This window comes from Psychrobacter sp. DD43 (genome assembly GCF_904846555.1).
GTDB lineage: Bacteria > Pseudomonadota > Gammaproteobacteria > Pseudomonadales > Moraxellaceae > Psychrobacter > Psychrobacter cryohalolentis.
Genome location: NZ_CAJHBE010000002.1, coordinates 46,730 through 61,951, shown reverse-complemented (window position 1 = coordinate 61,951; position 15,222 = coordinate 46,730). Strand labels below are relative to the sequence as shown.

Below are 15,222 nucleotides of genomic sequence, written 5' to 3'. Positions count from 1 at the left end.
TTTACTGATTCTCTTGGCTATCAATACGCAGCAGCTCACCACCATCAGCAACCAAGTCACCTGCGGCGAATAATAATTCTACAACCACGCCATCTGTCGGTGCCGTAATAGTATGTTCGATTTTCATCGCTTCAATGACAGCCAATGGCTCGCCTTTTTTCACCGTATCACCGACTGCAACTTTGAAGGCCACGACTTGCCCTGGCATTGGCGACTTTAAGCTACCGACCGCCGCATTCTCTTCACCAACATGCGCCATGATATCAACAAGGGTGATTTCATCACGCCCGTTATCAGTAAAGACATAGACGGTCTCATGGTTTGTCCAGCTTTGGGCGTTGATACGAGCACCATCTAACCATAGAGTATGATTGTGTGCGTCAATACTGCTATAGCTGACTTGAGCTTCATAGACAGTTTCTATCTGGGCAGCTACATTAGCGTTGCTATTATCTTGAGTCTTAGCAACTTCTTTCCCAATAACTAGCGTAAAGCTACTGAGGTTATCGCTGCCCTTTTTGTTATCTGAACAATTTGCATTGCGCCAGTTGCTAATACGAGCATTATAAGATTGCTCATTATAAACTAAGCTAAACGAGCGCGTATAATCGCTAAAGGCACGGAAACCCGTAGGCTTGCTAAACGGATCTGACCCTTGCGTTTTCGCTTCACTAGCAAGCTGCTGCGCAATAGCAGTAACCGTAAGCGTCGATAATTCAAGCGGATGCTGATCAAACAGCTGCTCACGCTCACGTTCAATCAACGCGGTATCAAGATTGGCTTGGCTAAACGATTCCGTATTAAGAATATAGCGCAAAAATGCGACGTTATTTGGCAGACCGACGATGCGCGTTTGAGCGAGTGCACGATCGAGCTTGGCTAATGCTTGCTCGCGAGTAGGTGCATGAACGATAAGCTTTGCAATCATAGAGTCATAAAACGGGCTAATGACATCGCCTTCGCGTACACCGTCATCGATACGCACATCAGTGCTGTTCTTATTAATGACAAAGGTACTGTGGTCAGGTTTTTGATAAGTAAATAAAGTGCCCGTTGCTGGCAGAAACCCATTATCAGGATTTTCAGCACAAATACGTGCTTCAATCGCATGACCGTTGATAGTCAGCTCGTCCTGTTTTTTCGGCAATGGCAAACCTGCCGCGACCAATAGCTGCCATTCGACCAAGTCGACGCCAGAGATAGCTTCACTGACCGGATGCTCAACTTGCAGACGGGTATTCATTTCCATAAAATAAAAGTTCATCGAACCTTCGCGCTGCTCAACGATGAACTCAACCGTACCTGCGCCAAAATAATTGACCGCACGAGCGGCTTCGATTGCCGCTGTTCCCATCGCTTCACGCATCTCTGCATCAACACCCGGTGCCGGCGCTTCTTCTAATACTTTTTGATGGCGACGCTGTACCGAGCAATCTCGCTCAAACAGATGGACATAATTACCATGCGTATCACCGAATACTTGGATTTCTATATGGCGAGGTTTCAATGCGTATTTTTCGACCAATACTTGATCGTTACCGAAACTGGTAATCGCTTCACGGCGACAAGATTCTAATAAATCAATAAAGTCACTGGACTGCTCAACGATACGCATACCTTTACCACCACCACCAGCACTGGCTTTAATCAGTACAGGATAGCCAATGCTATCGGCTTGCTGCTGCAAAAATTGCGCATCTTGATTTTCACCATGGTAGCCGGGTATTAGTGGCACGCCAGCCGCTTCCATCAAACGTTTGGACTCAGATTTTCCGCCCATGGCACGGATAGCGTCCGCAGATGGCCCGATAAAGACCAAACCTGCATCTTGACAAGCTTGAGCAAAATCTGCGTTTTCACTTAAAAATCCATAACCTGGGTGAATCGCTTGTGCGCCAGTCTCTTTGGCAATGGCAATGATAGCATCGCCTTTTAGGTAGCTGTCTTTAGGAGCCGAACCACCTAGATATACGGCTTCATCACAGACAGCCACATGCTTAGCCTCACAGTCAGCATCAGAATAAACCGCAACGGTACTTACACCCAAACGCTTGGCAGTGGCGGCAACTCGGCAAGCGATTTCACCACGGTTGGCGATCAAAATTTTAGAAAACATAACTATCCCTGTATCTTGTCGTTTTATCGTTGATAAATAATCAAACGGTAGGATGATATTCACGTATGACCGTTTACGCTAAATTTATTCTGTTATTCATTGGCAATTTAGCGCATATATTTTTTATTTCTATTCTTTATTGCTACTCTGCTGCTAGCCAATCAGGTTGGCGCTTCTGTAAAAATGCTTGCACCCCTTCCTTACCCTGCTCTGATGAACGAATATCAGCGATGCCTTTGACCGTATCGGCGATTAGTTCATCGGTAATCGGTGCGCCCGCGACTTCATGCAATAAGCGCTTGCAGGTTTTGACGGCCTCAGGGCTGTTTTTAACCACTTTGACGCAGAACGCAGCAACCGCTTCATCCAGCCATTCTTCACTAACGCGCTCATGGATAAAACCAAGCTGACGGGCTTTTTTGCTATCAAATACTTCCGCACTGAGAAAATAACGCTGTGAGGCTCTGGCACCTAAAGCTCTAATCACATAAGGGCTAATGGTTGCTGGTGCTAAGCCCAGACGCACTTCGCTAAGACAAAAATTGGCAATTCTTACAGCGATAGCTACATCACAGACAGCAACCAAACCCATGCCGCCTGCATAAACATCCCCTTGTACCGCCGCTATCGTTGCTTTTGGGCACTCATAAATGGTCTTGAGCATTTGTGCCAATTTGTCCGCATCCGCTAGATTTTCCTCATAGCTATAATCCGCCATGGCGCGCATCCAATTCAAATCGGCACCCGCACAGAACGCTTTGCCTACAGCCGCTAAAACGATAACGCGTACTTGCTCATCATCGCTAAGCGTCTTGAAAGCATGGGTCAACTCAGCAATCATTTCATCATTAAAGGCGTTACGTATCTGAGGGCGATTCAAGGTTACTGTTGCAATATGCTGCTCAACGTTAACCAATAGACTTTTATAATGATTCAAATTTTGTTGCATATCTTTCTCTATATTTTATGTATTGATGAGCGCTAAATGACTGGCGATATACCTTTCAATGCTACATTCTAAAGACACCAAAGTTTGTCTCTTCAATCGGCGCGTTATGGGCCGCGCTAAGGGCTAATGCCAACACATTACGGGTATCAGCAGGGTCAATCACGCCATCATCCCATAGACGAGCGGTGGCATAATAAGGATGACCTTGCTCTTCGTACATTTCACGAATCGGCGCTTTAAATGCCGCTTCGTCTTCATCACTCCATGCTTCGCCTTTACGGTCAAAATTATCACGCTTGACGGTTGCCAATACCGATGCCGCTTGCTCGCCGCCCATCACAGAAATGCGCGCATTTGGCCACATCCATAAGAAACGCGGGCTATAAGCACGTCCACACATACCATAGTTACCAGCGCCGAATGAACCACCAACGATAACGGTGAATTTTGGTACTTTGGCATTTGCCACAGCCATTACCATCTTGGCACCATGACGGGCAATACCTTCGTTTTCGTATTTACGACCGACCATGAAGCCGGTGATGTTTTGTAGGAATATCAAAGGAATTTTGCGTTTACAGCACAGCTCGATAAAGTGCGTGCCTTTTTGTGCAGATTCACTAAATAAGATGCCATTATTGGCAATAATGCCAACTGGCATACCTTCGATATGAGCAAAACCACATACTAATGTCGTGCCAAAGCGCGCTTTAAATTCATCAAAGGCACTGTCATCGACGATACGAGTGATAATTTCTCTAATATCAAATGGCTTACGCTTATCAGTTGGAATGACGCCGTATAGTTCTTTAGCATCATAGCGCGGTGGACGTGGTTTTATTTGATTTGGAATCTGTTTAGCAGAACGGTTTAAGTGGCTAACGATATTACGCGCGATTGATAACGCATGGGTATCGTTTTGCGCCAAATGATCGACCACCCCTGATAGACGGGTATGTACATCGCCGCCGCCCAAATCTTCTGCTGTGACTTCTTCACCAGTGGCGGCTTTCACCAGTGGCGGACCACCTAAAAAGATAGTTCCTTGTTCTTTAACAATAATAGATTCATCGCTCATCGCTGGGACATATGCCCCGCCAGCGGTGCAGCTACCCATGACCACAGCAATCTGTGGAATGCCAGCGGCACTCATATTAGCTTGATTAAAAAATATACGTCCAAAGTGTTCTTTATCAGGAAATACTTCATCTTGATTGGGCAAGTTCGCACCGCCAGAATCAACTAAGTAGACACAAGGCAAGTTGTTTTCTTGGGCAATTTCTTGGGCACGTAGATGTTTTTTGACCGTCATTGGGTAGTAAGTGCCGCCTTTTACGGTAGCATCATTACAGACAATCATACACTCGATGCCATTGATACGACCAATACCAGCAATCACACCCGCCGCTGGGATATCTTCGCCATACATATCGTGCGCTGCCATCGGAGCTACTTCTAAAAATGGCGTACCAACATCAAGCAAACACTCGACACGCTCACGAGGTAATAGCTTACCACGTGCTAAATGCTTGGCGCGCGCACGCTCTGATCCACCTTGGGCGACTTTACGCAGATGCTGATACAAGTCATCGACGACCTCTTGCATGGCGGCACTATTTTGCTGAAATTCAGCGGCATTTGGACTCAGTTTACTGGTTATGATAGCGCTCATGATATCCCTTTTCTTTAATGCGTAAATGCGAGTAGCTTTTTATGCGATTTTTTTTAACTACTGGTTATTTTAGTCTTTACCAATATGAGTTATTAGTAAAATAAGAAGTAAAACGGCTCAATTTTTTATAATCCTAACTCTTCTCTCATTTGCTCAATAATTTTATATTTCTGAATTTTACCAGTGATGGTCATTGGGTATTCGGTCACAAAGCGATAATAGGCTGGCACTTTATAATGAGCAATATGCTCACTACAGAATTGACGTACTTCTTCTTCCGTTAAGCTGCCAGCTTCTTTAGGTATAATCCAAGCAGCCAATACTTCACCATACTTTTCATCAGGAACGCCAACAATTTGCACATCACGGATTTTAGGATGACGATATAGATAGTTTTCGATTTCAACCGGATAGATGTTTTCACCGCCACGGATAACCATATCTTTACTACGACCGACGATTTTGACATAGCCATCTTCGTCCATGGTCGCCAAGTCACCGGTGTGCATCCAGCCATCTTGAATGGCTTCACGCGTTTTAAAGCGACTGCCCCAATAGCCTTTCATCACCGAATAACCCCGGGTGAGTAACTCGCCAGTTTCGCCTAAGGGCACAATTTCACCTGTTTCAGTATCAATCACTTTGACTTCAAGCGCTGGCTGCACGAGTCCCACGGTCGAGACTTGCTTATCAAGTGGCGTATGCTCATTGGTTTGACAGGATACTGGGCTGGTTTCAGTCATGCCATAAGCAATGGTGACCTCTTTCATGTGCATCTCATCGATGACACGGCGCATGATCTCAATCGGACAACTAGAGCCTGCCATAATACCGGTACGTAAAGTGGATAAGTCGAAATTTTTAAATTCAGGGTGATCAAGCTCAGCGATAAACATCGTCGGTACGCCATGTAGACCCGTACATTTTTCCTGTTCAACTGCTTGTAATACCGATAATGGTTCAAAACCATCATTTGGATAAACGATACAACCGCCATGAGTGAGAATGGCTAAATTGCCAAGCACCATACCAAAGCAATGATATAAAGGCACTGGAATACACAGTCTATCCTCTTCAGTGAAATTCATCGCTTCACCGATAAAATAGCCGTTATTTAAGATATTACGATGGCTTAAAGTTGCGCCTTTCGGTGTACCCGTTGTACCACTGGTAAACTGTACGTTAATGGCGTCAGTATTTTTAAGCTGAGCTTGACGCTCGGCGATACGCGGATCATTGGCATCACCTTCTTCCATCCATGCAGAAAACTTCTGCATAAACCCAAACTCTTCATCGCTGTTTGATTCATCAATCCAAATGATGCGCTCAATCGTTGGAATCTCGACCAAATCCAGCTGAGTGTAATTTTTGTGGTAAATCTCAGGACACATCTCACGGATTAAACTGGCATAGTCACTACTTTTAAAATGGCGCATGAGCACCAATGCCGAGCAGCCCAACTTATTTAGCGCATATTGCAGCTCAAAGACACGATAGGCAGGGTTGATATTGACTAAAATAATACCAACCTTGGCAGTTGCCAATTGCATGAGTAGCCATTCAGCATTGTTGTGCGACCAGATACCGATACGGTCACCAATCTCAAGCCCCATCTCAATCATACTGCTCGCTAACTGATTGACTTGCTGTTGCAGCTGTTGATATGTCCAGCGAATATTTTGATGGCAGACGACCAGCGCTTCGCGTTCAGGATATTTGGAGACGATAGCATCAAAGAAATCACCGATGGTCGCTTCAATCAGCGGCACATCAGGACCTTTATCATAGCTTTGAGTCAATGGCGCATTTGCCGAATGTGCGCCCATATTGATAGAGGGGATATTATTTAGAATGGTATCAAAATGGATATTTTGAGTCATAACGAGTCCTTTCGTTTTACTTTTTATAATGCTTATTAGTCGCCTGCCACCCATTCATTCTTCCTTGAATAGGTCTCGACTAGCGTTAGCTACTATACCGCCTTAAATCGAATGCTGTCAATAATAGTAATACAATATGTATCATTTAATTAGAATCCAATAGTAATGCTTTATTAAAGATAGCATAAAAATATGGCAGATATTTGACACAAAAAAGCCAGTCACGCTATGTATAGGTGGCTGGCTTTTTTTTAGCACTAAATTTTAGAATATCTTCAACTTAAAAACATGATGCATGTTTAACAAGCTAAGACCATAAACTACAGGCAATTTGACAATTACTACACTGATACAATTGGCGGCGCTTTAATAGTAACGGTCGCGCTAACTTCATTATTATCATTGAGTAAATTCATAATAAGCTCGTCTTCAGTTTCAGTGATTACTTGCCAGTTGCCGTTTGCTTGCGGCACGCCCGTGGCCATCACTGAGATGGCTTTATTCTTTAAGCGAATCATCGGTGGCTTATGCTCATAACCGCTATGCTCTAAACCTAATACATCATCAGCAATCGTTGCTGCTTGCGCACGTAGTGGCGCTACATAACGGCAGGCAACACCATTGATAGACATACAATCACCAATCGCATAAATATTATTAGTATTGGTTCGTAGTGTTGGTGCATCTACTACGATACCAGTGCGATGGTTGAACTCAACTCCAGCTGCAGTTGGTAATTTACCATCAACGGTCAGACCCGTGCTGGCAATCACATGGTCGACGATTAATATCTCAGATGACTTAGCATCTGTATCTTCTCCGTTAGGAGTAAATGGCTCATAGCTAACTTGTAGCTTGCCGTCATCATTACGTATGACATCGGATACTTGATAACTGCCTAAAAAATTAATACCCTGCGACTGCACTGCTTTGGCAATACGAGCTGTCGCTTTTGGCGGTAGCATTTGCGATAGCGGCGCATCATTTAAATCAATTAAGGTCACCTCATGACCTGCCTTGAGCAAGTCCTCAGCAATCTCAGTGCCTACCATACCCGCACCGACAATCGCCACGTGCTGACTACCTGCTGCTAGCTTTTCTTGCAATTGCCCAAAACGCTCAATATGATTGACATGCCATACCAAATCTTGCGGCAAACTCTTAGGGAAAATAGGATGAGCACCCATCGCTAAGACCAGCTTGTCATAGCTGATAGTTGCATAATTGGTATAAACAGGATCTGAGCGCAGCGCTGAGATAAGCTGTACCGTTTGCGCAGCAGCATCGATGTCCGTGACTTGCGTATTGGCAAGTAAGGTCACTTGTGCCGTTTCTGCTGCATCCTCGCCAGTCGCGCGTACCAAGTCTGATGCCTGCTTGTTTTGGCTGATTGCCATGGTAAGCATCGGCTTATGATAACGATCGCCATTGTCTGTGGTGATTAGAGTAATCGACACATCTTTGTCTTTGGCACGAATGGCATCAATCACGTGCCAGCCAGCCAAACCTGCACCAATGATGACAATACCTTTGGCGTCTGTTGCTGTAGTAATAGGAAATGTAGTTTCTGTGCTCATATTGACTCCATGATAGATGAGAGATTATATTGTTTTTATGATAGTGGCTGCCATTGTATCAGTAAACAGGTATTCACTCACGTAGGCGTTTATAAAGTCGCTTACAATAAAAAAAGCGCCTATTAATAGGCGCTCTAAATAAATCAACTCTAAATGACTGCCTTAATGATTGAGAATCTTTGATAAGAACATTTGCGCGCGGTCACTTTTCGCGCTTTCAAAAAACTCATCCTTGCTACAGTTTTCAACGATATGACCTTCATCCATAAAGATAATCCGATTGGCAACTTGACTGGCAAAGCCCATCTCATGGGTAACACACATCATCGTCATGCCCTCACGGGTTAGCTCAACCATGACATCAAGCACTTCTTGAATCATCTCAGGGTCAAGTGCTGAAGTTGGCTCATCAAAGAGCATCGCCACTGGATCCATTGCTAACGCACGTGCAATCGCGACACGCTGCTGCTGCCCACCGGACAGCTCAGCTGGATACTTTGCTGCTTGCGCCGTTAGTCCGACGCGGTCTAGATATGCCATGGCTTTTTGCTTGGCTTCCGCTTCTTTACGTCCCAATACTTTGATTTGCGCGACAGTCAAATTATCAACAATCGTCAGATGCGGGAACAGCTCAAAGTGCTGAAAGACCATACCGACACTACTACGTAATTTTGGCAAGTTGGTTTTTGGCGCGCCAACGGAGATACCGCTGACCATAATCTCGCCTTTTTGAAAAGGCTCTAGTCCATTAACCGTTTTTATTAAGGTCGACTTGCCGCTGCCCGATGGACCACAAACGACGACGACATCGCCTTTATGCACATGGGCACTACAGCCAGACAATACTTGAAAGTCACCATACCATTTGCTCACATCACTCATTTGGATGACGATTTCATCGCTTGCATGACCAGTGTTAGTGACCAGTCCGCCAAATTCATTTATATACGTGTCAGTATTATTCATTACTGGCTCATTCATCACTGGCTCCTAACCACATTATTTTCATCATTATTAAATATAGCTCTTAACGTACAGGTTTCGATACGAATTTATTAAAGATCATTAGAATCTTAAACGCTTTTGTACTTGTTGTACGCCAATAGAGGCACTCAAACTGATAATAAAATAAACAGCGCCTGCTCCTAATATATAGGGCGTTAATAAACCCATCAGCTCACCGCGTACATAAGCGGCACGGAAAAAATCCGTCAAGCCAATCGCAAAAACCAATGTCGTATCTTGGAATAAAATAATACATTGCTGCAAAATCAGCGGTAGCATCTTGCGAAACGCCTGCGGCAAAATAATCAAGCGCATTGTCTGCCCATAGGTCATACCGAGCGCTTTGGCAGCATTGACCTGCCCACTGCCGATAGATTGGATACCCGCACGTACCACCTCTGAAAAATATGCCGCTTCAAACATCATAAAAGCGACTACACACGAGGTAAAGGCTGTATCGAGTTGCAGATATTTACCAGCGACCCAAAAATAAATCATCGGTACGGCAAAATAAAACCAGAGCAGCACGAGCAGCAATGGTACAGAACGGAAATAATTGACGTATAGCTTTGCAGGTATCTCAAGTGCTTTGATACCAGACAAACGCATCAAAGCCAATACCGTCCCTAAGCTGAGACCGCCTAAAATTGCTAAAAATAATACTTTTAAAGTCGTCAGCATGCCACCCATCAAACCGGGATAGGCAGTTGCAAGTTCGGTCATATTCATTTTTGACTCCCTGCAATTAGCCCAGGCACACGCAATTTACGTTCAATTAGCCCCATAATGGCAATTAAAGACAGATTAAACACCAGATAAATAATGGTCGCATAGGTATAAATCTCAAGACTGTTTTGAGTATATTCACTGATGGTTTTGGTCTGACTGATCAGCTCCATTACCCCAACCAAAGACGCAACTGAGGCGTTTTTAAAGCAGTTGGTCAGCTCTGAGCTCAGCGGCGGTAAGATAATTCGAAACGCTTGTGGCAGCAGTACTTCTTTATAGGCTTGTGGGATACTAAAGCCAAGTGCGTAGGCAGCATTGATCTGCCCTTGAGGTAGTGACTCGATACCAGTACGTACTTGTTCAACAATACGAGCTGCGGTAAATAAACCAAGACCGATACTGGCTGACAGCATGGCTGAGGTATTGGGAGACAAGTCTTTATACCACCACTCTTGTATGGATGGCGTGAGCCAACCTGGAGCGATATAAAACCAGAAAAATAATTGTACCAATAAGGGAATATTACGGAAAAACGTCACATAAGCAGTACCGATAGCACGTGCGCCTTTATTCGGCAAGGTACGCATGATGCCAAAAATAGTACCAACCACCATGGCGATTGCCCATGCAATACTGCCAATCAATAACAACCAGCCAAGACCAGTAATCATCCAATGGATATACAGCTCGCTACCGATACCGGTCTGCTCAAAGAGCACACCCCAGTTCCAGCTATAATTCATAATTGTCTCTCCGAGCAACGGTTAAAAAGCCCACGCTTTCAGACTGCTATCAAATTATTTGACAAACAATCTGAACGCGTAAGCATGCTATGTTGAGGGACAAGAAGCGTTATTGCGCAGTCGCTACTTTTGGCTGATCGCTATCATGGGGATTGGCAATCAATGCTTTTAAGTTATCTGACATCTCAAACTTTAGATTGACATTTTTTGGTGGAATTGGATTTAAGAACCATTTGTCATAGATGCTATTGATCTCGCCTGACTTAAAGACATTGGCTAGTGCTTCATCGACCACGGCTTTAAATTCTGGATCGTCTTTACGCATCATACAACCATAGATCTCAAACGATTGTGGCTCACCAACAATGACCCATTCATCTGGATTTTTTGCTTTGGCTTTTTCGCCTGCTAGCAATACATCATCCATCATAAAGGCATCGGCACGACCATTCTCTAGCATCAAGAAACCTTCGCCATGGTCTTTTGCTGAAATGACATTGATATTCATCTTTTTGTCGTCGTTGTATTCACGAATATAACGCTCTGAAGTTGTACCTGCAGTCGTGACCAAGGTTTTACCCTTTAAATCATCGAAACCTTGGATACCTGAATCTTTTTTAGTCAATAAACGCGTACCGATTTCAAAGAAGCCGTTAGAAAAAGCGACTTGTTTCTGACGCTCTTCATTGTTGGTCGTTGAACCACACTCAAAATCTACTGTACCATTTTGTACTAATGGGATGCGTGTTTGTGAGGTAATAAGGTTATAGCGGATTTTTAGATCTGGCATATTCAGCTTTTGTTTGACAGCTTCTACCACTTTCATCTCTAAATCATGAGCATAGCCGATCGGCTGATTTGGATCATCAGCGATGTATGAGAACGGAATAGAAGAATCACGGTGACCGACGACGATGGTGCCTGATTCTTTGATTTTATCTAAGGTGCCGTTGGTATTTGCCGTCGCCTCAGTGGTTGCTCCATCTGCTGGCGTCGCCTCATTGCTGGTTTGGCTATTGTTGTTACAGCCTGCTAGACCTAGAGCCATAAAGGCAACTAACGTTAATGGTTTAGATATAGAGGTAGAAAGAAAGTAAGTCATGAGATATGTCCTTTTATCACATTGCCACAAGATTGGAATGACATTTAAGTGCGATAGAAACCGTAGAAAAACGCTATAAATTTGCGTTTATGGGCCCTATTGCTATGCATCCGTGCTGTTGCTGTTGTTTATCACTATGCAACTTAATGTTACTGTACAACAAATTGACTGACGAGGGTAAACTTTTTTTACTCAGCTGACTATTTTTGGTTTTTAATTTAACTAAGATAATAATCCCTAAATAAAACAAGCTCTAACGTCATTAATATAGGTACGTATTTGATAAGGCTAATAGAGAAATTCATTTTTTATAAACGTCATTTCTTACGTCAACAATCTACTATAGTCAGTCCTAAATAAAAGAAATACAAAAATCATAAGGTCTACTGGTATCAATTTTGCTTGCTGACTGTGCCTACGCAGACAGAGTCTGCGAATAATTAATCCCAGTGGCAATATATTCTTTTAAATGTATTCTTTTAAAAGTGTATCTACTATAGATACGATTGATAAATCCGCATCTATCCCCATAAAGCTAGCAACTTCTTAATCTTATAAATGACCTATGACCCAAGATACCCAAACTCCGAATGCCTCTGAACAAAATACTGATCTGATGCAAGATAACGACATTCGCCAACGCTTTTTTATTGAAGACTCTCCGGTGCGCGGTGATGTGGTGCGCTTATCGCGTAGCTATGCGACGACCATTGCGCAAAAGCCTTATCCTGAAGCACTAAAACGCTTACTCGGCGAGATGTTGACGGCTGCAAGTTTGCTGATTGGTACTGTTAAAATCAATGGTCGCTTGTCGATTCAATTGCAATCATCAGATAGCGATAGTTTGCTGAATTGGGCGATGGCTGAATGTGATCAAAACGGTATTATCCGCGCTCTTGCTAGCTGGAAAGGTGATACTGACAAGCACGTGCAAGCGTGGAATAATATGCTGCATGCTAAAGAAGCGTTTGCTGAACTGGGCGCTACTGGTCAAGGCGTATTATTTATCAATATCCAACCGGATGGCGGCGAGCCGTATCAAGGTATTGTTGAACGTAGCCATGACAATTTGGCAGATTGCTTGGCGCATTATCAAAAGCAATCGGCACAGATTCCAACGCTGATTAATTTGGCATCTGATGGTTTACAAGCGGGTGGCATCTTGGTGCAAATGCTGCCGCGTACCGCTCAAGAAACCTACGAAGTTGAGCAAAATGAAGATGCTGGTATTGATGATGACTTGTGGACACGCTTGTCTGTATTGACGCGTACACTGAAAGCAGAAGAATTGACCACGCTTGATACCAATGAGATTTTGTATCGCTTATATCATGAAGAAAAAGTCGTTGCTCCTGATCCTATCTCGTTATCGTTTGGTTGTACGTGTTCACGTGAAAAGTGTGAAATGGCAATCGAGCAAATCGGCGAAACAGAAGCATTGGATATCGTTGCAGAGCAAAACGGTACCTTTGAGATGGATTGCGGATTCTGCGGTGAGATTTATAAATTTAATAAAGACGATGTGGCAGCGATTTTTGCTGAGTAGTCTTTTATCTCATTGATTTAAGTATAGTCAATTCCAAATAAAACAGATACGTTATATTCCAACGCAGTACTGGTATAAATTTTTCTGGCGTGCTGTGCCTACGCCGACAGAGGCTGCGTAAAATTCATCTCAGTCCTACTGTATCGTTTTAATACTGAATTCACTATAGTCAGTCATAAAAAAACCCTCAAGTATGATGCTTGAGGGTTTTTAGCATTAGTCTGATTATTTTGTATCTCTTATGCTAAACCTCATAGGTTTCTGGATAAGAATAAATACGCGGGTTCAGCGCATACTTTGCTTCATGTGCATCGCCTAATCTATCATCCAAGAGCCAAGCAATGATTTGCTGATGTACTCTATCGCTGTAGATTAAATTCATATGGTTTATCCCATAAAAGATAGCTTTGTGCCCCTCTGGCACTGCCAGCGTATGCTCTTCGGTATGCTCACCCAGTGCTGACTCTACCGAAACCAGCCCATCGCCCAATAAACTTGTGGTCTTAAATTCAAAATGGGTCTCGACCATCACTGCTGCTACCAGATAGGTATTCACATGCAATGGCAAGTGAGTAGGATGACGAAAATCTGCTGGTAGCACACTACGCCCCTCTAACGCTTGCCAGTCGGCATCTCGAATACTACCGTAACGCAAATCAATGATACCCGCACTGCGCATATCACCAAGCTTTGCCAATGACCCAGCAAAGGGCAATTTAGCGATTTTATCTTGGACAAAATGCCCAATCTGCTCCAAACTTGCGCCATGATGCGGCGAGCCTAAAGTCACCAGATTGCTCACCCTTTTGACCCAGCTAAAACCTTGCTCTTTGCCATAAAACAGCGCGCTACGGCTTACCAAACCGCCCATACTATGACCGACCAAATCAATCTGGGTGATGTCTGGGTTATTCTCAACCAAATCTTGCAACACTTGAGCAAAGCTACGTCCATTACTTGAGATACGTCGACCTGTATTATAATTTAAGTACAAGACAGTCGCTGATGGCAAGCTATACATGAGCGCTTTTGCCAGATTATTCTCACCAGATACTTTCCAGCTTAAGTGGCTTAAACAAAGTCCATGGCATAGAATAATAACGCGCCCTGACAATACAGCGCTTGGTACCCGATTATTGGTATCATACAGCACCATTGATACTGCTAATGGATTTTGATGCGTAATCAGATGATCACCCATCACTCCGTTTAGGATATTGACCATGCGCCGCAAGTTCTTTGGTAATAGTCTGACCTTTTTGGGTTTTAAAACAGTATTATAAAGGTGCAGACCTGAGGCTAAATTATTGCCAATCAGCTGCATCGCCTGACGTACCGTACCATAAATGCGTCCCGTGATACCCTGTTGCCAGCGCTCGACATTTCCTTTATTAAACCGCCCTAAAGGACGCAGTAATATCTCACGGTGGATGGCTTCTACAATGTCAGTCACCTCGACCACACCCATAGTCGCAAGCTGTGCCAATCCTTCAAAAAAACCAACCAATGAGAGCGGTTGATACGGTTGAACATCACTATGATTCACGCTTTTTTCAGTCAGCTCATCCACATAGATATAGTCAAGCTTATCCAGTTCCTCATAGACATCGCCTTGAAATCCTATATCGATAGCAGATTGCTCATCAGAAGGACGCCGAGTCGTTGCAAATAAATCATGGATAGTTTCTAAAGGTTTTGGACTGAGCATAATGTTGACATATCAAACAGTTAAAGGGATTTTCCATACTATCCTGTAATGGTCATAAACAGAAGAGAATGATTTAACTATCAAGTATCTTTATTGTCAAAAAGCCATGTAATTATTCAATATCAAAAATTGCACACTAGTAACTACCGCCTAAAACACAAAAATCCCAAAGCCATGACTTAGGATTTTTATGTT

11 protein-coding genes are annotated in these 15,222 nt (G+C 43.6%); 1 reads left to right on the top strand and 10 read right to left on the bottom strand.

What is annotated here, in order from left to right:
* Position 1 precedes the first annotated feature (1 nt).
* From JMX89_RS01405 to JMX89_RS01365, 9 genes are all read right to left on the bottom strand, one after another.
* On the bottom strand, positions 2-2,116 hold the full coding sequence (locus JMX89_RS01405; protein WP_201550574.1) for an acetyl/propionyl/methylcrotonyl-CoA carboxylase subunit alpha: 2,115 nt from the start codon (positions 2,114-2,116) through the stop codon (positions 2-4).
* Between the two features lie 142 nt (positions 2,117-2,258).
* Positions 2,259-3,065 (bottom strand): enoyl-CoA hydratase/isomerase family protein, encoded by an 807-nt coding sequence (locus JMX89_RS01400; protein WP_201530841.1) that lies wholly within the window; start codon positions 3,063-3,065, stop codon positions 2,259-2,261.
* Positions 3,066-3,126: 61 nt separating this feature from the next.
* Positions 3,127-4,737 (bottom strand): carboxyl transferase domain-containing protein, encoded by a 1,611-nt coding sequence (locus tag JMX89_RS01395; RefSeq protein ID WP_201550572.1) that lies wholly within the window; start codon positions 4,735-4,737, stop codon positions 3,127-3,129.
* Positions 4,738-4,862: 125 nt separating this feature from the next.
* Positions 4,863-6,617 (bottom strand): AMP-binding protein, encoded by a 1,755-nt coding sequence (locus JMX89_RS01390; protein WP_201550570.1) that lies wholly within the window; start codon positions 6,615-6,617, stop codon positions 4,863-4,865.
* A 341-nt stretch (positions 6,618-6,958) separates the two neighbouring features.
* Positions 6,959-8,194 carry an FAD-dependent oxidoreductase gene (locus JMX89_RS01385; RefSeq protein WP_201550567.1) on the bottom strand — a complete coding sequence of 412 codons (1,236 nt, stop codon included), beginning with the start codon at positions 8,192-8,194 and terminating at the stop codon, positions 6,959-6,961.
* 162 nt (positions 8,195-8,356) lie between these two features.
* Complete coding sequence (locus JMX89_RS01380; protein WP_041753349.1) at positions 8,357-9,076, bottom strand: amino acid ABC transporter ATP-binding protein; 720 nt, start codon at positions 9,074-9,076, stop codon at positions 8,357-8,359.
* Between the two features lie 183 nt (positions 9,077-9,259).
* Entirely contained in the window at positions 9,260-9,928 is a 669-nt protein-coding gene (locus JMX89_RS01375) for an ABC transporter permease subunit (RefSeq protein WP_011512706.1), read from the bottom strand.
* Positions 9,925-10,671 carry an amino acid ABC transporter permease gene (locus tag JMX89_RS01370; RefSeq protein ID WP_011512705.1) on the bottom strand — a complete coding sequence of 249 codons (747 nt, stop codon included), beginning with the start codon at positions 10,669-10,671 and terminating at the stop codon, positions 9,925-9,927. Before JMX89_RS01370 ends, JMX89_RS01375 begins: the two co-directional genes overlap by 4 nt.
* A gap of 109 nt (positions 10,672-10,780) precedes the next feature.
* The gene (locus JMX89_RS01365) at positions 10,781-11,773 is read right to left on the bottom strand and encodes a glutamate/aspartate ABC transporter substrate-binding protein (RefSeq protein WP_201550565.1); all 993 of its coding nucleotides are present in this window, start codon (positions 11,771-11,773) and stop codon (positions 10,781-10,783) included.
* A gap of 565 nt (positions 11,774-12,338) precedes the next feature.
* Between JMX89_RS01365 and JMX89_RS01360 the strand changes: the two genes are divergently transcribed.
* A complete protein-coding gene (locus tag JMX89_RS01360) occupies positions 12,339-13,319 on the top strand; it encodes an Hsp33 family molecular chaperone HslO (RefSeq protein ID WP_201550563.1) in 981 nt (326 codons plus the stop codon).
* A 244-nt stretch (positions 13,320-13,563) separates the two neighbouring features.
* Here the strand turns inward: JMX89_RS01360 and JMX89_RS01355 are convergent, their stop codons facing one another.
* Complete coding sequence (locus tag JMX89_RS01355; protein WP_201550561.1) at positions 13,564-15,027, bottom strand: alpha/beta fold hydrolase; 1,464 nt, start codon at positions 15,025-15,027, stop codon at positions 13,564-13,566.
* Positions 15,028-15,222: the final 195 nt, after the last annotated feature.

Bases quoted from the DNA above. Each gene is read 5' to 3' on its own strand.
- JMX89_RS01405 (WP_201550574.1), bottom strand. From the start codon at position 2,116: ATGTTTTCTAAAATTTTGATCGCCAACCGTGGTGAAATCGCTTGCCGA.
- JMX89_RS01400 (WP_201530841.1), bottom strand. From the start codon at position 3,065: ATGCAACAAAATTTGAATCATTATAAAAGTCTATTGGTTAACGTTGAG.
- JMX89_RS01395 (WP_201550572.1), bottom strand. From the start codon at position 4,737: ATGAGCGCTATCATAACCAGTAAACTGAGTCCAAATGCCGCTGAATTT.
- JMX89_RS01390 (WP_201550570.1), bottom strand. From the start codon at position 6,617: ATGACTCAAAATATCCATTTTGATACCATTCTAAATAATATCCCCTCT.
- JMX89_RS01385 (WP_201550567.1), bottom strand. From the start codon at position 8,194: ATGAGCACAGAAACTACATTTCCTATTACTACAGCAACAGACGCCAAA.
- JMX89_RS01380 (WP_041753349.1), bottom strand. From the start codon at position 9,076: ATGAGTGATGTGAGCAAATGGTATGGTGACTTTCAAGTATTGTCTGGC.
- JMX89_RS01375 (WP_011512706.1), bottom strand. From the start codon at position 9,928: ATGAATATGACCGAACTTGCAACTGCCTATCCCGGTTTGATGGGTGGC.
- JMX89_RS01370 (WP_011512705.1), bottom strand. From the start codon at position 10,671: ATGAATTATAGCTGGAACTGGGGTGTGCTCTTTGAGCAGACCGGTATC.
- JMX89_RS01365 (WP_201550565.1), bottom strand. From the start codon at position 11,773: ATGACTTACTTTCTTTCTACCTCTATATCTAAACCATTAACGTTAGTT.
- JMX89_RS01360 (WP_201550563.1), top strand. From the start codon at position 12,339: ATGACCCAAGATACCCAAACTCCGAATGCCTCTGAACAAAATACTGAT.
- JMX89_RS01355 (WP_201550561.1), bottom strand. From the start codon at position 15,027: ATGCTCAGTCCAAAACCTTTAGAAACTATCCATGATTTATTTGCAACG.